Here is a 22351-nt window from a genome sequence, read left to right on the forward strand (position 1 = left end):
CGGGCGAGGTCGGCAAAAGGTTGAGCCCTGGGTCACATCAACTTTTCGCCACTGTCACCCGTCTTCTCCTCCGCGCCGCCGCCGAGCGACGCGCGAGGGGAGAGACATGTCGACGAAGGCTACCCGCCGATGGGGTCGCGCCTCGATGGCGTCGCTGCTGGTGGTGGCGCTGCTCACCGGGTGCGGCCTGCCCGCCGCCGGGCAACCCGCCACCGACCCGGTCGCCGCCGGGCCGCTGCCCGATGGACCGGCGACACCTGTCGGTCGGCCGACCGGGGCCGCCGAGGTCCGACCCAGTTCCGCGCCCGTCATCCCGGTCAGCTACCCCGCCACCGGCGGTAACCGCTGGTCGGTGGCGCCCGGCGAGACGACCCCCGGGCGCGCGACGGCCGGCCGGTTGCTGCGCTACCGGGTCGCCGTGGAGCGCGACATCCGGGGCCTGCCGGCGAAGGACATCGCCACGGCAATCACCACGACGTTGAACGACCCACGCGGGTGGACGGCGGGCGGGGCGTGGCGGTTGCGCCGGGTCGGTGCCGGCGAACCGACCGACTTCACCATCTACCTGGCGACCCCCGGCACCCGCGACACCCTCTGCCAGGACGTGCCGGACGCCTACACCTCCTGTCGCAACGGTGGCCGGGTGGTGCTCAACGTGGCGCGCTGGGTCAAGGGGGTACCGGGTTACGGCGCGACAGTGGAGACCTACCGGCAGTACATGGTCAACCACGAGGTGGGGCACAAACTCGGGTACGGCCACGAGCGGTGCCCCGGACGGGGCCGACCGGCACCGGTGATGCAGCAGCAGACACTGGGCCTGCACGGCTGCACCGCGAACGCCTGGCCGTACCCGAAGGGAAAGGCCCGCTACAGCGGGCCGGTCGGGGCGTACGACGACGCGATCCCCCGGCGTGAGGGCGCGTACTCGGCGTCGTGAGGACGGCGTGCCCTCAGGTTTGCCGACGGCGCTCCTGTTCGAGTCGCTCGTCCTGCCGGCCCATCTCGTAGATGGCGTTGAGACTGGTCGGCAATCGGCTGACGTTGTCGGGCACCGGGCCGGAATCCGGCTCCGGGCCGGAATCCGGTACGGGTCCGGGGTCCGGCCGGGGCGCGGCGACGGCAGGAACCGGGGCCCGGCGGCGCAGGAGCAACAGCGCCAGCACCGCGAGGACCGCCACGACCAGCAGGTACGACGCGGGTGGCCAGGCATTGCGGGTGGGGCTGGCGAGCGCCGGCGGGACGGTCGGCGCGGGGGTGTCGCCGTCACGCGGCGGCACGGCGGCCTCGCGGGTGCCGGTGCCCTCCCCGGCGGTGCGGCGATCGGATGCTGCGGGTGCGGGGACACCACCACCGCCCGCCGACCGGGCTGGCTTGGGGATCGTGATGGGTTCCGCCGGGCTGGGCCGACCGGCGACCGGTGGCCGACTCGGCGTGGCCGCCCCGGTGGGGGTGTCACTCGGCGTCGGAGCGGCACTCGGCGTGTCGCCACCGAGCAGATCGTCGACGATCCGGCCGACGCCGCCGACTATGTCACCGAGCGGATTGGTGGTGGCCGACGGGGACGGCGCGGGTGCGAGGGCGAGAGTCAGCGCGAGAACGACGACGGTAGGCATGACGCCACCTCCGATGTGCCGATATGCCACGCACCGTACCGCATCGTGGGATCGCGTGGGTGACACCGGCACACCGGGGCGGGGACGCCTCTGGCGCTCGCCCCCGCCCGCGAATGTCGCTGATGGTCAGACCGGCAGGCCACCGACCTGAGTGGAGATCCACGGTCGGATCGACGGCAGGTCGACGTAGATGGACGGACCGGTGGCGCAGGTGGAGTTGTTGTTGCCGGCCCGGCTCGTGGCGCCGATCAGGTTCCACACTCCGTTGACCCGGCGCACCTGCGGACCACCCGAGTCGCCGTAGCAGGCGCCGGAGTTGCCGTTGGTGTTGTTGGTGCAGATCTCGTACGGACCGTTGATGCCGGAGCACCGGCTGTCGGCCACGATGGACGTGTCGAGTTCATTGGCCACCGCCGGGGCCGAACCGCAGCCCCGCGGGGCGCAGGTCTGGCCCCAGCCGATGATCCGGGTGGCGGTACCGACCGCGCCGGAGGTGCTCGGGATCGGGGCCGGCGCGTACGTGACCGAGCTGGCCAGTTGCAGCAACTTGACGTCGACGCTCGGGTGGTTCACCGCCCGGGTCACCCGCACCACGGTCCCGCCGCTGGAACGGTTGATGCTGCCCACCCGCACCGAGGACGGCGTCGAACAGTGCTTGGCGGTGACCGCCCAGTTGCCCTTGATCAGCGTGCCGGTGCAGCCGGAGACGTACACCATGAAGGGGTAGTTCTCCGTGGCCGGTCGGCCGCCGACCACCAGCGGGCTGATGTCCGAGGCGCCGTTCCAGGTGTACGTCGTGCTGGCCGGCGCGGCCAGGGTGCCGGCGAACAGCGAGTTCACCCGGCTCGCCTCGGCGGCGCTGGGGTTCGCGTTGCGGCAGGAGACCGGTGCGCTGCTGCCGGACATCAGATCGGAGCAGAGGCCGGTGCGCCGGTCCGGCAGGCCCAGGATGTGGCCGACTTCGTGGGTGGCGATGCGGGTGCGGTCGTAACCCTGGTTGACGGCCGTGCGGCCCATCCAGATTCGGCCCGAGCCGAGACCGGTCGGCTGCGCGCGGGGCCAGCCGTCGTCGACGTAGATGGTGATGCTGGCCGGGGTGCCGGCCAGGAGTCGGACGTTGCTGACCCGGCTGTTCCAGATCTGCGCCGCCTGGTCGAAGTTGGTGCGGAACTCGCCGGTCCGGCTCGCGTCGTAGTAGACGGTCCGGACGGCGGCGGCCGGCGTACCGGTGGCGAGCTGCATCCCGGCCGCCGCCAGGATCGCCGCCAGCATGGCCAGCGCCGCGCGTCTCAGTTGTCCTCGGAACATCGGGTACTCCCCTGCGGTCGTCCGGCGGCCGTCGGCCACCGGTTCATCGATGCACGTAGATATTAATGTGACGGCGGTCGATGTTCGGCATAGCGGAAGCGTCATACCGGCGACGTGGACGCTGTTACCCAGCGGTTACGCCGCGGCGAAGCGCCCGTGCCGGGGCCGGACGACGGTGGCGGCAGAGGGTCACCGGCAGCGCCGCCGCGACGTGACCCCGGTACCGAACGGAGAAACCACAATGAGGATCAGGAGCGCACTGACCGCGTTGGCGGTCGTCCTCGCCGGGCTGGTCGCCAGCGCCGGCAGCAGCACCGCCGCGGGCACCACGACCGCAGCGGCGTACTGCGGGATCACCTGGGGCAGCGCGGAGAAGGCGGCCGGCGCGCTGAGCGGCGCCCCGCTGGTCGACGTACGGACCGGCCGGCACGACTGCTACGACCGGGTGGTGTTCGAGTTCAACGGCCCGGTCGACGGTTACGCGATCGGCTACGGCGAGACGTGGACCGAGGGCGAAGGGTTGGCGTTGTCGCCGTACACCGCCGGCGGGGCGCTGTTGCGGGTCTCGCTGCGGGCCCCGGCGTACGACGACGACCACCTGGGCACCGTGCCCTATGCGGTCGGCGAGCACGTGGGGAACCTGCTGCGCTACCCCACGCTGCGTGACGTGGTGTTCGGCGGCAGCTTCGAGGGCTACAGCACCTTCGCCGTCGGCGTACGGGCGCGGTTGCCGTTCCGGGTACTCGTGCTCGCCGGTCCCGGCACCCACAGCCGGGTGGTGCTCGACGTCGCCCACCAGTGGTGACCGGAGCCGGCCGATCCGCTTGGCCGTCCGCCGAGGTGAGGCGGACGGCCAGGCGAGGCACTAACCCGGCTGGGCGCGGCGCGCCGTAGCGAACCGGCGTTGGTAGGCGGCCGGGCTGATCGACAGCTTCCGGGCGAAGACCCGTCGCATGCTCTCGTAGCTGGGGAAACCGGCGAGGGTCGCGGCCTGCGTCGCGCTGTGGCCCTGATCGAGCAACGCCCTCGCCATGTCGAAGCGGATGTTCTCCACGTAGCGGGCCGGCGTGGTGGACAACTCGTCGTGGAAGAGTCGGGTGAGCTGCCGGGTGCTCACGTTGAGGTGTCTGGCGAGTTCGGTGAGCGAGTGCTCGCCACGCGGGTTCGCCGTCACCACGTCGGTGATCGTCCGCAGCGCCGCCGAGCGGGGCGGCGGTCCCTGCAGCGGCGCGGAGAACTGGGACTGGCCGCCCGCACGCTGCATGTACACCACCAGGGCGCGTGCGACGTCGCGCGCCAGGTCGGGCCCGTGGTCCTCCTCGACCATCGCGAGCGCGAGGTCGATGCCGGCCGTCACCCCTGCCGAGGTGTACGTGGTGCCGTCGCGAACGTAGATCGCGTCCGGCTCGACGCGGCACGCTGGATAGCGGGCGGCGAGCTCGTGCGTGACCTGCCAGTGCGTGGTCGCACGCTTCCCGTCGAGGACACCAGCGGCGGCGAGCACGAACGCCCCGGTGCAGATCGAGGCGACCCTCCCCGCCACCGCCGCCGGTAGGCGTACGGCGTCGGCGAGGTCGGCAGGCACCTGGGCGCGCGGAAAGTGGTCGGACCCGGCCACCAGGAGCGTGTCGAGGGCGGGCTCGGCAGCAACGGCACCGTCAACCGCCATCCGGACCCCGAGACTTGATGTGACATCCGCGCCGGTCGGCGACAACAGCACGATCCGGTAGTCGGCGCCGAAGCGGTTCGCCTCCTTGAACACCTCCGCCGGCCCGGCGACATCCAATAACGTCACCCCGTCGTAGACGAAGATCGCGACGCGATGCGGACCGGTGTTCAGCACCGCTCATTCGTAGCACGCCGTTACCGACCGTGAACCGTGTCCGGATATGAGGGATTCCTGGCCGGACGAGGGCGGCGGCGTACGACGATCGGTGGGCAGCATGGAGGACGTCAGCACGTCAGCAGACTGCCGAAAGGTCGGAGGACATGTCAGAGGTCATCGGGGGGTTGGAGATTCCTGAGACGGCGGCGGTAGCCGCAGCGACCAGGCACATCCAGGAGACCACCAGACCGGTCATTTACCACCACTCCCGGCGGGTTTTCCTCTTCGGTCTGATTCACGCTCGCAGGCTTGGCGTGACACCGGACCCGGAGCTGCTCTATCTCGCGGCCATGTTCCACGACACCGGCCTCCTGACCCCGTTCTCCGACGTCGAGCAGCGCTTCGAGATCGACGGCGCCGACCACGCGCGCGCGTTCCTTCTGGGCCGGGGTTTCTCGACCGCCGCCGCCGAGACCGTGTGGACGGCGATCGCGCTGCACACCTCGCCGGGTATTCCCGATCGGATGGGTCCGGAGATCGCCACCACGTACCTCGGCGTCCTGACCGACGTGCTCGGCCTCGGTCTGGACGGGCTGGAACACGATCAACTGGGCGACATCCTCGCCGCCCACCCACGCGGGGACTTCAAGAACGAGTTCCTGCGCGCCCACGTCGACGGGCTGAAGAACCGCCCGGAGACCACGAACGGCACCGTGAACTCCGACATCCTCGAACACTTCATTCCCGGCTTCCAGCGCGTGACGACTGTCGAACGCATCGTCGGTTCGCCCTGGCCGAGTTGATTGGACGCCCATGCGAGCGATCACCGTAAGCGACCGTGACGCGGGTGTCGGCGGGCTCACCCTGACCGACATGCCGTACCCCCATGCCGCGGAGAACGACGTCATCGTGCGCGTCCACGCCGCCGGTTTCACCCCGGGCGAACTCACCTGGCCGGCGACGTGGACCGATCGCGCCGGCCACGACCGGACACCCAGCATCCCCGGGCACGAGCTGTCCGGAGTCGTTGTCGAACTCGGTTACGGAACCACCGGGCTCACCGTGGGCCAGCGGGTGTTCGGGCTGACCGACTGGGCGCGCAACGGATCCCTGGCCGAGTACACGGCGGTGGAGGCTCGCAACCTCGCTCCGCTCGCGGCCGACATCGACCACGCCGTGGCTGCGGCGCTGCCCATCTCCGGACTGACCGCATGGCAGGCACTGTTCGACCACGCCCACCTCGCGCCGGGCCAGACCGTCCTGATTCACGGTGCCGCGGGCGGCGTCGGCTCGATCGCCGTTCAACTCGCCCGGGAGGTGGGCGCCCACGTGATCGGCACCGGCCGGGCCGACGACCGTGACCTCGCGCTCGCTCTCGGCGCGCAGACCTTCGTCGACCTGGACGCCGACGACCTGCACCAGGTCGGCGAGGTGGACGTGGTGCTCGACGTCATCGGCGGCGAGATCCTCCAGCGGTCGACCGACCTGGTACGCCCGGGCGGCACCGTCGTCACCATCGCCGCGCCGCCCACCGTTCAGCCGAAGGACGGGCGAGCCGTCTTCTTCGTCGTCGAGCCTGATCGCGTCCGGCTGATCGACCTCGCCCAGCGTCTGCGCAGCGGACGGCTCAAACCCATCGTCGGCGGCGTCCGGCCGCTGCACGAAACGGCCTCGGCGTTCGCCCGTCACCAGCGCGCACCGGGCAAGACGATCATCCAGGTCGCTGACGAACAGTGACTCAGACGTGCAGGGTGGGTCGGTAGACGAGCTCCTGGGTGCGACCGTCGAGGGTCCGGCTCTCGATCAACTCCAGGTCGAAGTCGGCCGCTCCCTGGAAGATCGGCTCGGTGCCGGTCTGTCCGGTGATCACCGGGAAGAGCGTCACCTGGACGAGGTCGACCAGCCCGGCGGCCATCAGCGCCCGGTTCAACGACAGACTGCCGTGCGATCGCAGGGGCACGGCGGACTCCTCCTTGAGCCGGGCGACGACGGCGACCGCGTCACCGCGCACGACTGTCGCGTCCGGCCAGTCGAGGGGACCTTCCAGCGTGTTCGACACCACGGTCGCCGGGAGGTTCCTCATCTGGGTGACCCAGGCGTCGCGGACATCGGACTCCTCGGTGCTCGCGGCCAGCATCTGCGCGAACACCCGGTACGTGTTGGCCCCGAAGACCATGCGCTGCTCCGCGCTGTACACGGACAGGCGGTGTGCGAGCAGTTCGGAGCCCTGCTTACCCCAGTAGCCGCCCCAGTTGCCGCTGGTGGTTCCGAAGCCGTCGAGGCTGGAAAAGACGTCGATGGTGTAGGTAGCGGTCATGATGTTCTCCGTTCACGGGTGAGTTCGGTACGACGGGTCTGCAGGTAGGCGCGCTCGGTCTCGTTGGTGGCCAGTGCCGCGGCCTGGTCGTAGGCGGCCATGGCCTCGTCGTTGCGTCCGAGCCGCGCGAGCAGTTCGGCCCGGGTGGCGGGAAGCCGGTGATAGCTCGGGAGGTCGATGCCCTCCAGCGCGGCGAGGGCCACCGCCGGCCCGTGCACCTCGGCGACGGCGACCGCACGGTTGAGCGCCACGACCGGGGTCGGCGCGAGAGCGAGGAGCTGGTCGTACAGCGCCAGGACCTGCGGCCAGTCGGTGGCGGCACCGTCGGTGTGTACAGCGCTGATCGCGGCCTGGATCTGGTACGGGCCGGGCCGGTTACGGCGCAGGCAGCGGCGGACCAGGTCGTGGCCCTCGGCGATGAGCGGCCGGTTCCACAGTGATCGGTCCTGGTCGGCCAGCAGCACCAGGTCGCCGGTCGGGCCGAGCCGGGCCGGGCGGCGCGCCTCGGTCAGCAGCAGCAGGGCGAGCAGGCCCAGGACCTCGGGCTCGTCGGGCATCAACGCGGCGAGTTCGCGGGCCAGCCGGATCGCCTCGGCGCACAGGTCCGTTCTGATCAACGGGCCGGCGGTGGACGCGTAGCCCTCGTTGAACATCAGGTAGAGCACCGCGAGGACGGGCGGCAGCCGGTCTGGCAGCTCATGTTCGGCCGGCACCCGGTACGGGATGGCGGCGTCGCGGATCTTCTTCTTGGCGCGCACGATCCGCTGGGCGACTGTCGCCTCCTGGACCAGGTAGGCACGGGCGATCTCCGGTACTTCGAGGCCGCCCAGCAGGCGCAGGGTGAGAGCCGTCCGCGCCTCCGGAGCCAGCGCCGGGTGACAGCAGGTGAAGATGAGTCGCAGCTGGTCGTCGCGCACCGGTCCCACCTCCGAGGGCTCATCCTGGTGATACAGCAGCAGGGCCTGGGCGTGCCGGGCCTCGCGGGTCGACTCCCGGCGAAGACGGTCGACGGCACGGTTGCGTGCGGTGGTCACGATCCAGGCCCCCGGGTTCGGCGGCAGGGTCTGCCACTTCTGCAGCGCCGTGGTGAAGGCGTCCTGGACGGCCTCCTCGGCGAGGTTGATGTCGCCGAGGAGGCGGGCCAGGGTGGCGACGCAGCGGCCGTACTCCGCGCGGTAGATGCTCGCCAGGTCCATGTCGGGGAGACCGGCTGCCGGTCAGGCCTGGGACAGGTCGTCGAAGGGGCGCACCTCGACCGGGCCGCAGGCCGCCGCGCACCTCTCGGCCCAGGCCAGCGCCGCGTCCAGGTCCGCGCACTTGATGACCCAGAACCCGGCGATGTGCTCCTTCGTCTCGGCGAACGGCCCGTCGCTCATGGCTGTGGTGCCGTTCTCGACCCGGACGACGGTGGCGCTGTCCGGCGAGGTGAGTCCCCCGCCGAAGACCCAGGCGCCCGCGGCCTGCATGTCGTCGTTGATCCGGCCGGTCTCCCTGAACATGGCCTGCGTCTCCTCGTCGGACGGCGTCGGTGCGCCCTCGACGAAGTGCACGGACAGCAGGTACTGCTTCATGATGGTCCTCCGGTAGCTCGGTGGGATAGGAACAGGTCAGGCGGCCAGGCGGCACGCGACGGCGGGGATCACGATCGCGGCCGCGACGAGGTGGGTGAGCATCAGCAGCGCCTTGGTGGCCGCCCCGGCGTCGGCGATCACGTCCGGCACCAGGGACAGCACCGTCAGCACCACGGTCGTGCGGACGAACGTGAGCCGGGGGCGTCGGGCGAAACGTGCCAGCGACGCGGCGATGGCCACGCCGATCAGCGAGAAGACTGCGGTCAGCACGCCGAACCCGGTCACGGGGATCGGGGCGCCTCCCAGCTCGAGGCTGATCCCGGCAAGGTGTCCGGCGGCGGCGACGGTCATGGTGGCGGCGCTCGCAGCGGCCGTGGCGACGACACCGGTCCGGATCACCGCACCGACGGTCGACGCGGTGGCGCGGGTCGTGTTCGCAGTGGCGGTCATCGTGCCCTCCAGTGGGTGTGCGGCCCGTTGCGATGCCGGGCTCTCACCAGGGCTACGAACTGAACCGCTCCCAATCGACAGCACGCCCACAATTTTTGTCGACGAGTTCTGACTTCGGCGTGAGACGACGGAGTCTCGGGACATAGCGGACGAGCCCGACCACCGATTCTCGCAGCTCGACCGGCCGCGGCACCGCACGCCGCTCGGCGTGCGGTGCCGTTGGGTGGGTCGTCATTAGGTCCCGTAGGAGGTCACCGCGGTACCCGTCGGCCTTGCCGTCGTTCCACCAGCCCACGTCCTCGGGCTCGGCGTTGGCATCACCAGACTTCAGAGCGTGCGCTGGTATTCCTCCCAGGTCCGCTTCGGGCTGACCGCCGGCCCATCATCGACACCCCGGTTGGCGAGGCCGTTACGACCGAGGTAGTAGTCGCCGGCCTGGTTCTGCGCACCGGTCGACTGATCGGTGTCGGAGAGCGCGATGGCGTGGATGTGGTAGCCCCAGTCCCCCTGGGCCGGGGTCCGCAGCCACGCGGCAAAGCCCACAGTGCGCAGTCGACGCAACACGTCCGTCCGGACCGCCGAGGAGAGACCGCTGACCGACAGGTCGAGCGCGCCGCCGCCGTCGTGCGTGCCGGCGGAAGCGCCCACACCGCTGCTGTACGAGCCCTGCGTGATGCCGAGCTGGCGGCCGAGCAGGCGTTCGGCCTCGAACAGCATCGACCTGGTGCGGGTGTTGACCTGCACACCGCGCAGGGTCACCACGCTGCCGGGCGAGATCGCTCTGACCACTGTGTAACGGCCCTCGCCGAGCGACCGCAACGACGACGGGCCGGGCAGACCTGTCGCGTCGAGACCGGTGTAGCCCAGCGACCGCTGGTACGCGGCGTACGCAGTGATCGTGCTGGTGCCGAAATGCCCGTCGACGTACGCCGACGAGAGCAGCCCTCTCGCCTGGAGTGCGCGCTCCACCAGCAGGACGCTGTCCTTGGCCCCCTCGGTCAGCGCGGTGTCCGGCCGACGCGGGTCGATCTGCGCCGCCTTGATCAGCGCCTCCATGTCCAGCTGCGGCAACGCGGCCGTGGCCGGGCCAGCAAGCGGTACGGCGCCGACCACCGCCGCACCGGCGGCGACCAGCAGGTTCCTTCTCGTGAGCACGCTTCCTCCGCAAGATATTAACGAATCGACATGACGGAATGAAGCTAGTCTTCAATGTGGGAGCTGAGTTGTCACCCCCGCTGGGGCCTGCGAACGTCCTCGGGATTGCCTCTCGCCGGTCGACACGGATGGTCGGGGCCGGCCGGCCCCGACCATCCGTGTCAGCTAGCTGCCGGAGCCCTGCTGGGTCGGCTCGGGTGCCTGCCCGACCGCCTCGTCGGCCAGGTGCCAGACCTCCCGCATCGGGGCCCACCAGTCCCCCGATCCGGGCTCGGCGATCGACTCCTGACACGGGTCGGTCACCTTCCACCACTCCTGCGTCTGCGGGTCCGCCGCGATCAGCCGCAGGTCGGCCTCGTAGTCGTCGCCCACGTACTCGTAGTAGCCGAAGAGCAGATCGTCGTGGAGGAAGATGGTGTAGTTGCGGAAGTTCGCCTCGCGCAGCGTCTTCTCCACGCTCGGCCAGACGGCGGCGTGCAACCGCAGGTAGGTTTCCCGCTGCTCGGGGCGGAGTCGGATCACGCAGCCATGACGTTTCACGTCGTGCCCTTTCGTGTGAGCTGGTTCAGGGGTGCCGAAGGCACCTGACCGTAGCGGTCGGACCGTGCCTGGAGGGGGCCAGCCGGCCCCCGATGTCGACCGTTCTGCCAGGACTACGCACTGTGGCGCCGGGTCTACCCTCGGGTGATGGAGGGCCGCGTGCTGGTGGTCGAGGACGACTTCTCGATCCGGGAGGTCACCGCCCTCGGTCTGCGCCGCGCCGGTTTCCGTGTCGACACCGCAGTCGACGGACGGCAGGCCCTGGCCGCGTTCCGCGCCCACCCGGTCGACCTCATCGTGCTCGACATCATGCTGCCGGGCCTGGATGGTCTGGAGGTCTGCCGGGAGATCCGGCGGACCAGCCAGGTACCGATCCTGATGCTGACCGCGCGCACCGACACCATCGACGTGGTGGTCGGGCTGGAGTGCGGCGCGGACGACTATCTGCGCAAGCCCTTCGACCTGCCCGAGCTGGTGGCCCGGGTTCGCTCGGTGCTGCGCCGGGTGAGCGTGCCAACCCCCTCGACCGTCATCGAGGTCGGCGGCCTGGAGATCGACCCGGGCGGCTTCGTGGTCCGCCGGCACGGCCGAGAGGTGGCGCTCACCGCCACCGAGTTCCGCCTGTTACTGGAGCTGGCCCGCCGGCCCGGTCAGGTCTTCACCCGGGAGCTGCTGCTGGACCTGGTCTGGAACCACGACTTCCTCGGCGACTCCCGACTGGTCGACGTGGCGGTGCAGCGGTTACGCGCGAAGGTCGAGGACGACCCGGCGCAGCCACGGCTGATCCGGACCGTTCGCGGCGCGGGCTACAAACTGTCGACGGGCTGACGGGGGGGCGGCGATGGCCGGACGCGCGGTGTTCCCCGGACGCCTGCGGCGCCGGCTGACGATCGCGTTCGTCCTGGTCGCCGGCGTCTCGGCCGGGCTGCTCGCCGGCGGGACCGGGCTGCTGCTGCGGCAGTCCTGGTTGGACGCGTCGCTGCACGAGGCCGCCGCCGACGCCCGCTACCAACTCGTTCTCGCTGGGCAGTTCCTGCCGCTGACCGAGCAGCGCGGCACCGAACTGCTCACCAGCTTCGAGGCCAGCGGTCGGCACGTGCTGCTCGTCGACGGCCCGACCCACGCCTCGCACCCCGCGTACGCCCCGGTGCTGGGGACCCGGTTGCGGGCCGTCGTCGCGGACGGGCGGCTCGGCTATCAGCGCTCCGCGCCGGAGGAGCGTCCTCGGCTGCTGGTGATCGGTGGGCGGATTCCCGGCTCGACCGCCGAGCTGTACGTCCTCACCGTGGAGGACGACGTCGCCACCGACCTGGGTCAGCTACGCACAGCGCTGGTGGCCGGCTGGGTGCTCGTGGTGTTGCTCGCCGCCGCAGTGGGTCACGCGTTGGCCCGCCGCACGTTGGAGCCGGTGGGCCGGGCCAGCCGGGCCGCCCGGGCACTGACCGAGGGCCTGCTCGCCACCCGCCTGCCGGTACGCGGGCGCGACGAGTTCAGCGTCTGGGCGGCGACGTTCAACGAGATGGCCGAGGCCCTGGAGTCGAAGATCGCGGCGCTGTCGGCCGCGCAGGCCCGCGAGCGGCGGTTCACCGCCGACGTCGCGCACGAGCTGCGTACCCCGGTGACCGCGTTGGTGGCCGCGGCGTCGCTGCTGCGCGAGCACCTCGACCAGCTGCCCGACGACGCCCGGCCGGCGGCCCGGCTGCTGGTCGGCGACGTGGTCCGGTTGCGCCGGTTGGTCGAGGATCTGATGGAGATCTCCCGGCTGGACGCCGGGCGGGAGCAGTTGGCCATCGGGCCGGTCGACGCGTTGGCGCTGTTGCACGGCATCGTCGCGGCGCGCGGCTGGTCGCCGCGGGTGCGGGTCAGCGGCGAGCCGGTCGTGGCGCGCACCGACAGGCGTCGGCTGGAGCGCGTGCTGGCCAACCTGGTCGCGAACGCGGTCGAGCACGGGGGTGGCGAGATCACGGCCAGCGTGGCGGGCGCGGGCCCGCTGGTCGTCTTCGAGGTCACCGACGAGGGGCCGGGCATCCCGGCCGAACATCTGCCCCGCGTGTTCGACCGGTTCCACCAGGTCGATCCGTCCCGCTCCGGGCCGGGCAGTGGGCTCGGGCTGGCCATCGCCCGGGAGCACGCCGAGCTGCTCGGCGGCGCGCTGAGCGTGCGCAGCGAACCGGGCGAGGGCACGCGGTTCCGGCTGGAGCTGCCCGCTGACGGTCCCGCCGGCCCGCACGGTGACGTGCCGCACCCGGACGACCGCGCCCAGCCGGGTCCGGTTGGGCGTACCGCCGGCACGCCGGGCGGTGTGGGATGACCGGCCGCGGCACGGTCGGGTTGGGCGCGTCGGCGCTGGTCGCGGCGCTCCTGCTCGGCGGCTGCGGCACTCCCCGCTCCGGTGACCTGGGCCCGGCGCCCACCGCGCCGCCGCCGAGCGTCGCACCCACCGACCGCCCGGAACCCACCCCGACCCGGGCCGCGGCACCGACGCCACCACCCACGAATCGGCCGCCGGCTCCGTCGACACCGGCGTCCACCGGTACGCGCCGGGCGGGGCCGGTGACCATCGAGCTGTGGTACGTCCGCGCCGGGATGCTCGTGCCGACCCGGCGCACCCGGCCGGCCACGCTCGCGACGTCCCGGCTGGCGCTGACCGAACTGGCCACCGGGCCGAGCCCGGCCGAGGCCGCCACCGGAATGACCACCCTGCTTCCGGCCGGCATCGAGGTCACCCGCATCGCCGACGGCGTGGCGACGCTGCGGGTGCCGTCCGTCGGCGACCCGGCCACCCGTCGGCTGCGCGAGGCGCAGGTGGTGTGGACGCTCACCCAGTTTCCCAGCGTGCGTCAGGTCCGCCTCGACGGCGCGGCCCCGGTCGACCGGGCGGACTACGCGGACCTGCTGCCACCGATCGTGGTCACCGGCCCGATCCCCGGCGAGCGCGTCTCCGCCCCGCTCGTCGTCACCGGCACCGCCACCGTGTTCGAGGCCACGGTGAGTGTCCGGGTGCTGGACGCCGCCGGCCGGGAGGTGGCCACCGGTTTCGGCACCGCCAGTTGCGGCAGCGGCTGCCGGGGCGGCTACCGGGTCGTGGTCGGCTGGCGCCCGGTCCGCGAGCAGAAGGGCACGGTCGAGGTGTACGAGGTGTCCGCCGAGAACGGCGCGCGGATCAACACGATGGCCGTGCCGGTGGTCCTCGCCCCCGGCGGCTGACCACCCGTTCATCCGCCGGACTCCCGCTGGAAACGCAATCGTTTCGTCGGCTGGGTGCGAGGCAACTCACGAAAGCCTGCACGATCAGCCAACCGCGAACTAGGGTCAGTACGACATCGTTTCGCGGGGGGTCGGGATGCTGGGTGGTCAGCAGGTGGGCGCGGGTGCCGGGGTGCCGGCAGCCCGGGCTCCGCGCTGCACCGACAGCGACCTGTTCACCGTCGTCATCGACACCCTGCGCGAGGTCGGCTTCGACCGGATGACGATCGACGCCGTCGCCGCTCGCGCCCACGTCAGCAAGGCCACCATCTACCGACGTTGGGACGGCAAGGCCGAGCTGGTCGTCGCCGCCCTGCGCGACCGGCAGGTGGGTGTGCACAACCCGCCGGACACCGGCTCCCTCCGCGGCGACCTGATCGAGTTGCTGCGGGCCACGGCCGCGATCTGCACGGCCGACTGCGACCTCATGCAGGCGTTGACCTTCGCCATGCGGACCAACCCCGAGCTGGAACGGCTGGTGCGTCACCAGGTGCTGCCGGCCGGGCGGGTGGCCAGCACCGCCATCCTGGTCCGGGCCGCCGCCCGCGGGGAGATCCCGCCGGAGGCCGGCGAGCGGGAGCTGTTCCATGATCTGGCGCCCGCGCTCACCATGTCCCGCATCGTCGCGCACGGCCTACCCGCCGATGACGCGTTCCTCACCCAGGTCGTCGACCAGGTGCTGATTCCGGTACTCCGCTATCAGCACGACCGTCCGTCGCCGGCCTGATTCACCGAATATTCGCAACACGGAAGGCTTCACCATGCCCGGAACCACCTCGACCGCGCCCGGCGCGCCCAACGCCGGGGCGTCGACAGGCGCACCGCACCCGCGGCGCTGGATCGCGCTGGCGGTCATCGCGGTCTCACAGCTGATGGTCGTCCTGGACGCCACGATCGTGAACATCGCGCTGCCGCAGGCCCAGGCCGACCTGGGGATCACCGACGCGAACCGGCAGTGGGTGATCACCGCCTACACGCTGGCCTTCGGTGGTCTGCTGCTGCTCGGCGGTCGCATCGCCGACTACTGGGGGCGCAAGCGCACCTTCCTGGTCGGCATGACCGGTTTCGCGCTCGCCTCCGCCCTGGGCGGTCTGGCCACCACCGGTGAGATGCTCTTCGCCGCCCGCGCGTTGCAGGGCGCCTTCGGCGCGCTGCTCGCCCCGGCCGCGCTGGCGCTGCTCACCGTCCTGTTCACCGAGGCCACCGAGCGGGCCAAGGCCTTCGCGGTGTACGGCGCGATCGCCGGCGGTGGGTCGGCGGTCGGACTGCTGCTCGGCGGGGTGCTCACCGAGTACGCCGACTGGCGCTGGTGCCTGCTGGTCAACATCCCGGTCGCCGCCATCGCCATCGCCTTCGCGCTGCCGCTGGTGCCGGAGAGCCGGGCCCACGGCAACACCCGCTACGACGTGCCCGGTGCGATCGTGGTGACCGCCGGCCTGGTCTCCCTGGTCTACGGCTTCACCAAGGCGGCCGAGGACGGCTGGGACGCCACCGCGACGCTCGGTTTCATCGCCGCGGGCGTGGTGCTGCTCGCCGTCTTCGTGGTGATCGAGCTGCGCTCCAGCCACCCGCTGCTGCCGCTGCGGATCCTGCTGGACCGCAACCGGGGCGGGGCGTTCCTCACCTCGACGCTGATCGGCGCCGGCCTGTTCGGGGCGTTCCTCTTCCTGACCTTCTACTTCCAGGTGGTGTTGCAGTACAAGCCCCTCGAAGCCGGTCTCGCGTCCCTGCCGGTCACCGCCGGTGTGCTGATCGCCGCGGGTGGCGCCAGCCAGCTGATGCCTCGGCTGGGTGCCAAGCCGCTGATGGTCGCCGGTTCGGCGCTCGCCGCCCTGGGCATGCTGGTGCTCACCCAGATCGACGTGAACACCTCGTTCCTCACCCACCTGCTGCCCGCGCAGGTCGTCCTGGGCCTGGGGCTGGGCTTCACCTTCGTCCCGCTGTCCAGCCTCGCCCTGGTCGGGGTGCCGGAGCACGACGCCGGCGCGGCCAGCGCGACGCTCAACGCCACCCAGCAGATCGGTGGCTCGCTCGGCACCGCGCTGCTGAACACCTTCTACACCAGCGCGGTCGCCGCCTATCTGGTCGGACGGGCGCCGAACCCGGTCAACCAGGTCGAGGCGCTGGTGCACGGCTACCGGGTGGCCTTCGCCTGGGGCGCGGCGCTGATCGTGCTCGCCGGACTGGCCACCCTGGTCCTGGTGAAGGTCCGCAAGGAGGACATCCCGACCGGCAACACCGTGCACATGGGTTGAGCCTGACCACCGTGGCCGCCGTCCGGAGCGCCCCTACCCCGGGGCGGGCCGGCCGGCGGCCACGTCCGGTAGCGTCCCGATCATCGTCGAAAATCTCGTTTGAGGAGATCCATGTCGACCCCTGCTGACCAGATCATCACAGCTCTGCGCGCGGGCCACGAGGAGCTCGCCGCGCTCGTACGGGACCTCAAGGAGGACGACCTGCTCCGGCCGTCGGGGGCCAGCGAGTGGCAGGTCTCCCAGGTGCTGAGCCACCTGGGCAGCGGCGCCGAGATCAACCTGGCGACGCTGGACGCCGCCCGTTCCGGCGCGCCCGGCCCGGACGGGGACTTCAACCGGGGCGTGTGGGCACGCTGGGACGCGATGTCCCCGGCCGAGCACGCCGCCGGGTTCCTCGCCACCAACGAACGGCTGGTCGAGGCGTACGAGGCGCTGGACGCCGAGACCCGGGCCTCGATGCGGATCGACCTCGGCTTCCTGCCGGAGCCCGTCGACGTGGCCACCGCGGCCCGGTTCCGGCTCAGCGAGTTCGCCCTGCACCAGTGGGACGCCGAGGTGGCGTTCAACAGTTTCGCGGCGGTGACGCCGGGTGCGGTGGCGCTGCTGCTCGACCAGATCGGCGGCATGCTGGCCTGGACCAGCCGACCCCAGGAACTGGCCGGCCGGGAGGCCACAGTGCTGGTCCGGCTGCACGCGCCCGAGCGGACGTTCGGGCTGCGGCTGGGCGAGAAGGTCGAGATCGTCGACGCGCCGGAGCGCCCCGACGGGGAGCTGGTGGCCCCGGCCGAGGCGTGGCTGCGGCTGGCCACCGGACGGCTGGGCCCCCAGCACACCCCCGACGGGGTGCAGGTGACCGGCTCGGTGACCCTCGACGACCTGCGCCGAGTCTTCGTCGGCTTCTGACCAGCGGCCGTGCGGGCCGGTCTCCCCGGCCCGCACGGCGCGTCAGCCCTTCACGCAGACCACCTGCTTGAGGTGCGCGACCACCTCGACCAGGTCCTCCTGCTGGGCCATCACCTCGGTGATGTCCTTGTACGCGCCGGGGATCTCGTCGACCACCCCGGCGTCCTTGCGGCACTCCACCCCGGCGGTCTGCGCGGCCAGGTCCTCCGTGCTGAACGTCCGCTTGGCCTGCCCCCGGGACATCCGACGCCCCGCCCCGTGCGACGCCGAGCAGTACGCGTCAGTGTTTCCCCGCCCCCGCACGATGTACGACCCGGTGCCCATCGACCCGGGGATGATGCCCAGGTCACCCCGGCCGGCCCGGATGGCGCCCTTGCGGGTCACCAGCACGTCCACCCCGTCGTAGCTCTCCTCGGAGACGTAGTTGTGGTGGCAGCTGATCGGCTCGTCGTAGCCGACCTGCGGGAAGTGCTTGCGCACCACACCGCAGAGCAGGGCCAGCATGACCGCCCGGTTGCGCCGCGCGTACTCCTGCGCCCACCAGAGATCCCGCCGGTACGCGTCCATCTCCGGCGTCCCGGCGAGGAACACGGCCAGGTCCCGGTCCGGAAGGTCAGCGTTGTGCGGCAGCCCCCGGGCCACCCCGATGTGCCGCTCGGCCAGCTCCTTGCCGATGTTGCGGGACCCGGAGTGCAGCATCAGCCAGACCCGCCCCTCGTCGGCGCCGCCCTGCTCCAGGCAGACCTCGATGAAGTGGTTGCCCCCGCCGAGGGTGCCGATCTGCCGCTGCGCCCGCGTCTCCAGCTGCGCCACCCGCCGGTCCAGGCTGGCGAACCGGCCCCAGAAGTCGTCCCAGCCGGCCTGCTCCAGGCCCCGGATCCGACGCGTGTCGACCGAGTCCTTGCGCTGGGCAAAGCCGACCGGGATGGTGGCCTCGATCGCGGAGCGCAGCCCGGCCAGGTCGTCCGGCAGGTCGGCGGCGGTCAGCGAGGTACGGACCGCCGACATCCCGCAGCCGATGTCGACGCCGACCGCGGCCGGCGAGACGGCCTGCCGCATCGCGATCACCGAGCCGACCGTGGCGCCCTTGCCGAAGTGCACGTCGGGCATCACGGCGACACCCTGCACCCAGGGCAGCGCACCGATGTTGCGCAGCTGCTTGGCGGCCTGCGGCTCGATGGCGTACGGGTCGGTCCAGACCCGGACCGGTGCCCGGGTACCGGCGAGAGGGGTGAATCCCATGGTGGACTCCTTCAGTCGTGCCGTGACCGGTAATGATCAGATTTTGGTCGCCAGCGGCGGTGCGCGGATACGAAAGGGCCGCCCGATCCCGGTGGGATGGGCGGCCGGCGGACGCGTCAGCGTCGGCGTCAGTCGCGCCACCCCGGCTCGTTGCGCCGCGATGGGCAGTAGGCACGGGTATTGGCGGTGAGCTGCAAAGGGGTGTTGGCAGGGAGCAGGCACCAGCGGGCGTCGGTGCGGACGCGTCGCGACATGGCGTACTCCCTCCGGGTTGCTCGGTTGACGGTGCACCGACGACAGTAGGAGGGCTGCGGGGCGTCCGCAATGGATATCGCCGCTACCGGCCGCCGACCCGGCGCGCGACCGCCAGCAGATACTCCTTGCGATCCAGCGGATTGTTGTCCCAGCGGGTCCGCACGGGAGCGGGGCCACGCACCGGCCGGTAGCAGTCGAACTCGGTCTCCAGCACACTCTCCCCTCGGGTCAGCGCAGGCAGGCGACGCTCCAGCGCGTGCACCAGACCGGCCGGGATCTCACCCTGCACCAGGTAGGACGCGCCCTGCCCGGTGGTGTCGGTCGGCACCGCGTCCAGCCGGGTGAGCGCGGGCAGCAGCGTGCCGAGGACGTCACCCGGCACCTCCAGCCGGAAGCGGTGTACCGGCTCGTGGACCCGGGTGCCGGCACGGGCGAGTGCGGCCATCAGCACCAACGGGGTGAGATTGCGGAAGTCCCCCGCCGTGCTGGACATGCTCTTGTCGAAGGTGCCGTGGGAATGGCTCTGCCGTGCCCAGTAACCGGCGTGGGTCATCGTCACCTCGCAGTCGGGGACCTGCCACCCGTGAAGGCCCTGGCGCAGGGTTCGGCGCACGGTCTCCTCCACGGCGGTGAAGAAGGCCGGTGGCATCGAACCCAGCTCGACGCCGAGCCGAAAGGTCACGCCGGCACCGGTCGGCGCCGGCGCGATCCGCAGCCCGACGGTGGCCAGGAACGGGTTGGGCGCCACCGCGATCACCTCGACCGCCTCACCGACGCCGCACACCCGCTCCACGTGCACCGTGCTGGTCTCCCGGAACGTCACCCCCACGCCGAAGTCGTCGACAAGGGTGGCCTGGATGACCTCCTTCTGCACCTCGCCGTAGAGCGACACGGTGATCTCGTGCTGCCGGTCGTCCTGCCGCAGGTTGATGAGCGGGTCCTGCTCAGCGAGCTGGATCAGCGCGGCGTGCAGCGCGACCCGGTCGGCGGGGCGCGTCGGCACCACCACGGTCTCCAGGGTGGGTGGCGCGAAGTGGCGGTCAGTGCCGGCACGTTCGGGTGGTACGCCCACCGGGTCGCCGATCCGAGCGTGCTTGAGGCCCCACAACCGGGCGATGTGGCCGGCTTCGACCGCCGACGCCATCACGTCGGCCCCATGGGCGACGACTCGCACGGCAGTGACCAGCTCCGCGTCGACCGCGCCGACGCGGACCCGGTCGCGAATCCGGATCGTGCCGGCGAAGAGCCGGACCAGGGCGATCTTCTCTCCGGCTGGACCCCGTTCGATGGCGAACACGGTGCCGGAGACCGGGGCGTCGGCGTCACCCTGGACGGTGGGCAGCAGCTCGGTGATCCCGGCGATCAGCGCGTCCACCCCGGCACCTGTGATCGCCGAGCCGGCGTAGACGGGCTGCACCAGCGCGCGGCCGGTCCGCGTCGCCAACGCAGCGCGTAGCCGTGAGTACGGCAGCGAGGACGTGTCCGCCACCCAGTCGGCGAGCAGCACGTCGTCCTGGCCGGTGAGCAGGTCGAGCAGCCGGTCGGTGAAGGCGAGGTCGGTGGGGCCGTACGTCGTGCAGTGGGCGCCACGGGTCCCCGGCATCGCCACCGCGCCCATCGCCACGACGGTCGGCGTGAGCTTCTCCGCGACCGCCTGGAAGACCCTCTCGGGGTCCGCTCCGGCCCGGTCGACCTTGTTGATGAAGATCAGCGTCGGGATGCGCAGCCGGCACAGAGTCCGCATCAGCACCCGGGTCTGCGGCTGCACCCCCTCCACAGCGGAGACCACCAGCACCGCGCCGTCGAGCACACCGAGCACCCGCTCGACCTCGGCGATGAAGTCCGGGTGACCGGGCGTGTCGATCAGGTTGACGGTCACGTCGTCCAGCACGAAGGAGACGACAGCCGAGCGGATGGTGATCCCGCGTTGCCGTTCCAGTGCCAGGGTGTCGGTCTGGGTGCTGCCCGCGTCGACCCGGCCGAGCTGGTCGGTCACACCAACGTCGTGCAACAGCCGCTCGGTCAGGCTGGTCTTACCGGCATCGACGTGAGCCAAAATGCCGAGGTTCAGGGTTTTCACGCAGCGTCAGGTCCTTCAGGTAGGCGACAGATCCCTTCTGGTCGGACATCGACGCAGCGCGCATTGTTGCTCCCTGGAGGTTGGTGGCGGTTTCGGGTAGTTCAGCAGGCCGTCGTCGGGTCGGGCAACCGAATAACCGGCGCTCCCAGACCCCATCGGTGGTCGCTGGCAGACTTACCGGGATGGTGGAGACCTCGGTGCGGCTGCTGCGGTTGCTGACTCTCCTGCAGGTGCGCCGGGAGTGGTCCGGCGCGGAGCTGGCCGAACGGCTCGCGGTCACCACCCGCACGGTACGCACGGATGTGGAGCGGCTGCGGGTGCTGGGCTACCAGATCGAGTCACACCCAGGGGTCGCCGGCGGCTACCGGCTCGGTGCCGGGTCGGCGCTGCCACCGCTGCTGCTCGACGACGACGAGGCCGTGGCGGTGGCCGTCGGGCTGCGGGCCGCGGCGGGCGGCTCGGTGACCGGCATCGAGGAGACCTCGCTGCGGGCGTTGGCCAAGCTGGAGCAGTCGCTGCCGTCACGGCTGCGGCACCGGGTGGACGCCCTGCGCTCGGCGACGGTCTCCGCCGCCGGCGGTGGCCCGACAGTGGACGCCGACACGCTCACCGCCGTCTCCACGGCCGCGCACCGCCGGGAGCGGCTGCGGTTCGACTACGCCGGCCATGACGGCACGGTCAGCGTGCGCGACGTCGAGCCGTACCGTCTGGTCTACACCGGGCGGCGGTGGTACCTGCTGGGGTGGGACACCGACCGGGCCGACTGGCGGACGTTCCGCGCCGACCGGATCCAACCCCGGGTGCCGACCGGCCCACGCTTCGCCCCGCGGGAGCCGCCAGGTGGCGACGCGGTCGCGCACGTGCTGCGCGGCGTCGGCTCCGCGGCCTGGCCACACCCCGCCCGGGTACGCCTGCACGCCTCGGCCGAGACCATGGCGCAGCGGATCCCCACCACGGCGGGCCTGCTGGAGGCGATCGACGAGCGGGCCTGCCTCCTGCACACGGGCGGCGAGTCGCTGGGCAATCTCGCCGCCTTCCTCGGCACCCTGGCTGTCGATTTCGACGTGCTCGACCCACCGGAGCTGCGCGCCGTCATCCGGGACGTCGCCGCCCGGTTCGCTCGCGCCGCTCAGGTGTCGTAGAGGCCGTCCCAGGGCGGATCGAAGCCCAGTTCGTCCGGAACGAACTCGGCGTGGTCCTCGCCGTCGTAGTCCGCTGAACCGTCTACCAGCCCGAAGACGTGCCCGTCGACCTCGACGTGGAACAGCCCGATCGAGATGTCGCCGAAGACCCGGCCGGGCAGCGCGTCGAGCCATTCGACGAGGCGAGCCTCGGCCCGATCGACCGAGGCTTCCTCGTCTTCGCTGGTGCCGGCGAACCAGATGTCCGAGTCGGTGTGCACGCCGTCGGCGTCGAACCGGTGCAGCACCGCGTACCAGCGCTTGTGGCGATACCAGTCGTCTTCGGCTCCGGCACCATCCTCCAGCGTGGCGGTGACGGAGCCGAAGAACTGACCCTTGTCGTACCGGCCGATGTTGCGAGTGTGGTAGTCGGGCTCGTACGCGATCGGCACGCGGTCGGGAATCGCCAT

Annotated in this window: 24 protein-coding genes and 1 pseudogene; 11 read left to right on the forward strand and 14 right to left on the reverse strand. The window is 71.5% G+C overall.

Annotated features, from left to right (window positions below; all coding sequences use genetic code 11):
- The first annotated feature begins 106 nt into the window (after positions 1–106).
- On the forward strand, positions 107–937 hold the full coding sequence (locus tag MED15_RS32505; protein WP_112698418.1) for a DUF3152 domain-containing protein: 831 nt from the start codon (positions 107–109) through the stop codon (positions 935–937).
- 13 nt (positions 938–950) lie between these two features.
- On the opposite strand, the gene MED15_RS32510 is transcribed toward MED15_RS32505, so the two are convergent.
- The 3 genes and pseudogenes from MED15_RS32510 to MED15_RS34855 form a co-directional block, all read right to left on the reverse strand.
- Positions 951–1613 (reverse strand): hypothetical protein, encoded by a 663-nt coding sequence (locus tag MED15_RS32510; protein WP_112698419.1) that lies wholly within the window; start codon positions 1611–1613, stop codon positions 951–953.
- A 126-nt stretch (positions 1614–1739) separates the two neighbouring features.
- Complete coding sequence (locus MED15_RS34850) at positions 1740–2444, reverse strand: S1 family peptidase (protein WP_425271098.1); 705 nt, start codon at positions 2442–2444, stop codon at positions 1740–1742.
- 3 nt (positions 2445–2447) lie between these two features.
- Positions 2448–3026 (reverse strand): annotated as a pseudogene (locus tag MED15_RS34855) (snapalysin family zinc-dependent metalloprotease); the annotation flags it as partial.
- Between the two features lie 136 nt (positions 3027–3162).
- On the opposite strand from MED15_RS34855, the gene MED15_RS32520 reads away from it, so the two are divergent.
- A complete protein-coding gene (locus tag MED15_RS32520) occupies positions 3163–3726 on the forward strand; it encodes an AMIN-like domain-containing (lipo)protein (RefSeq protein WP_112737824.1) in 564 nt (187 codons plus the stop codon).
- A 60-nt stretch (positions 3727–3786) separates the two neighbouring features.
- Here MED15_RS32520 and MED15_RS32525 read toward each other — a convergent pair whose 3' ends face one another.
- Positions 3787–4764, reverse strand: coding sequence for a GlxA family transcriptional regulator (locus MED15_RS32525; RefSeq protein ID WP_208646760.1), 978 nt, complete (start codon positions 4762–4764; stop codon positions 3787–3789).
- A gap of 146 nt (positions 4765–4910) precedes the next feature.
- On the opposite strand from MED15_RS32525, the gene MED15_RS32530 reads away from it, so the two are divergent.
- Both MED15_RS32530 and MED15_RS32535 read left to right on the forward strand, forming a co-directional pair.
- The gene (locus MED15_RS32530) at positions 4911–5549 is read left to right on the forward strand and encodes an HD domain-containing protein (protein WP_112698421.1); all 639 of its coding nucleotides are present in this window, start codon (positions 4911–4913) and stop codon (positions 5547–5549) included.
- A gap of 70 nt (positions 5550–5619) precedes the next feature.
- A complete protein-coding gene (locus tag MED15_RS32535) occupies positions 5620–6483 on the forward strand; it encodes an NADP-dependent oxidoreductase (protein ID WP_225855081.1) in 864 nt (287 codons plus the stop codon).
- Position 6484: 1 nt separating this feature from the next.
- On the opposite strand, the gene MED15_RS32540 is transcribed toward MED15_RS32535, so the two are convergent.
- The 6 genes from MED15_RS32540 to MED15_RS32565 form a co-directional block, all read right to left on the reverse strand.
- Complete coding sequence (locus tag MED15_RS32540) at positions 6485–7063, reverse strand: dihydrofolate reductase family protein (protein ID WP_112737828.1); 579 nt, start codon at positions 7061–7063, stop codon at positions 6485–6487.
- A complete protein-coding gene (locus MED15_RS32545) occupies positions 7060–8259 on the reverse strand; it encodes an RNA polymerase sigma factor (RefSeq protein WP_112587770.1) in 1200 nt (399 codons plus the stop codon). The genes MED15_RS32540 and MED15_RS32545 overlap by 4 nt, the downstream gene beginning before the upstream one ends.
- A gap of 21 nt (positions 8260–8280) precedes the next feature.
- Positions 8281–8634, reverse strand: a complete 354-nt coding sequence (locus tag MED15_RS32550; protein WP_112737830.1) for a YciI family protein — start codon at positions 8632–8634, stop codon at positions 8281–8283.
- Between the two features lie 36 nt (positions 8635–8670).
- On the reverse strand, positions 8671–9084 hold the full coding sequence (locus MED15_RS32555; RefSeq protein ID WP_112737832.1) for a DUF6069 family protein: 414 nt from the start codon (positions 9082–9084) through the stop codon (positions 8671–8673).
- A 327-nt stretch (positions 9085–9411) separates the two neighbouring features.
- A complete protein-coding gene (locus MED15_RS32560; RefSeq protein WP_208646761.1) occupies positions 9412–10239 on the reverse strand; it encodes a peptidoglycan-binding domain-containing protein in 828 nt (275 codons plus the stop codon).
- A 165-nt stretch (positions 10240–10404) separates the two neighbouring features.
- Positions 10405–10761: an L-rhamnose mutarotase gene (locus tag MED15_RS32565; RefSeq protein ID WP_244220655.1), complete on the reverse strand. Its 357-nt coding sequence runs from the start codon at positions 10759–10761 to the stop codon at positions 10405–10407.
- A 165-nt stretch (positions 10762–10926) separates the two neighbouring features.
- Here MED15_RS32565 and MED15_RS32570 point away from each other — a divergent pair, with 165 nt between their 5' ends.
- The 6 genes from MED15_RS32570 to MED15_RS32595 all read left to right on the forward strand — a co-directional run bounded on the left by MED15_RS32570 (position 10927) and on the right by MED15_RS32595 (position 17183).
- On the forward strand, positions 10927–11607 hold the full coding sequence (locus MED15_RS32570) for a response regulator transcription factor (RefSeq protein ID WP_112587780.1): 681 nt from the start codon (positions 10927–10929) through the stop codon (positions 11605–11607).
- Between the two features lie 13 nt (positions 11608–11620).
- Entirely contained in the window at positions 11621–13090 is a 1470-nt protein-coding gene (locus MED15_RS32575) for a sensor histidine kinase (RefSeq protein WP_112737836.1), read from the forward strand.
- Positions 13087–13986 (forward strand): Gmad2 immunoglobulin-like domain-containing protein, encoded by a 900-nt coding sequence (locus tag MED15_RS32580; RefSeq protein ID WP_112737838.1) that lies wholly within the window; start codon positions 13087–13089, stop codon positions 13984–13986. Before MED15_RS32575 ends, MED15_RS32580 begins: the two co-directional genes overlap by 4 nt.
- Positions 13987–14122: 136 nt before the next feature.
- On the forward strand, positions 14123–14752 hold the full coding sequence (locus MED15_RS32585) for a TetR/AcrR family transcriptional regulator (RefSeq protein ID WP_112587786.1): 630 nt from the start codon (positions 14123–14125) through the stop codon (positions 14750–14752).
- A 34-nt stretch (positions 14753–14786) separates the two neighbouring features.
- A complete protein-coding gene (locus MED15_RS32590) occupies positions 14787–16280 on the forward strand; it encodes an MFS transporter (protein ID WP_112737840.1) in 1494 nt (497 codons plus the stop codon).
- Positions 16281–16391: 111 nt separating this feature from the next.
- The gene (locus MED15_RS32595) at positions 16392–17183 is read left to right on the forward strand and encodes a maleylpyruvate isomerase family mycothiol-dependent enzyme (protein WP_112676427.1); all 792 of its coding nucleotides are present in this window, start codon (positions 16392–16394) and stop codon (positions 17181–17183) included.
- Between the two features lie 42 nt (positions 17184–17225).
- Here MED15_RS32595 and MED15_RS32600 read toward each other — a convergent pair whose 3' ends face one another.
- From MED15_RS32600 to MED15_RS32605, 3 genes are all read right to left on the reverse strand, one after another.
- On the reverse strand, positions 17226–18425 hold the full coding sequence (locus MED15_RS32600) for an RtcB family protein (protein WP_112737842.1): 1200 nt from the start codon (positions 18423–18425) through the stop codon (positions 17226–17228).
- A 128-nt stretch (positions 18426–18553) separates the two neighbouring features.
- Positions 18554–18679, reverse strand: coding sequence for a hypothetical protein (locus tag MED15_RS34605; protein ID WP_258400474.1), 126 nt, complete (start codon positions 18677–18679; stop codon positions 18554–18556).
- 83 nt (positions 18680–18762) lie between these two features.
- The gene (locus tag MED15_RS32605; RefSeq protein ID WP_112737844.1) at positions 18763–20760 is read right to left on the reverse strand and encodes an elongation factor G; all 1998 of its coding nucleotides are present in this window, start codon (positions 20758–20760) and stop codon (positions 18763–18765) included.
- A 182-nt stretch (positions 20761–20942) separates the two neighbouring features.
- Between MED15_RS32605 and MED15_RS32610 the strand changes: the two genes are divergently transcribed.
- Positions 20943–21902 carry a helix-turn-helix transcriptional regulator gene (locus MED15_RS32610; RefSeq protein ID WP_112602511.1) on the forward strand — a complete coding sequence of 320 codons (960 nt, stop codon included), beginning with the start codon at positions 20943–20945 and terminating at the stop codon, positions 21900–21902.
- Here MED15_RS32610 and MED15_RS32615 read toward each other — a convergent pair.
- Positions 21890–22351 (reverse strand): hypothetical protein, encoded by a 462-nt coding sequence (locus MED15_RS32615; RefSeq protein WP_112587798.1) that lies wholly within the window; start codon positions 22349–22351, stop codon positions 21890–21892. The two genes, MED15_RS32610 and MED15_RS32615, sit on opposite strands and share 13 nt — an antisense overlap.

Source organism: Micromonospora noduli, assembly GCF_003264475.1.
Classification (GTDB): domain Bacteria; phylum Actinomycetota; class Actinomycetes; order Mycobacteriales; family Micromonosporaceae; genus Micromonospora; species Micromonospora noduli.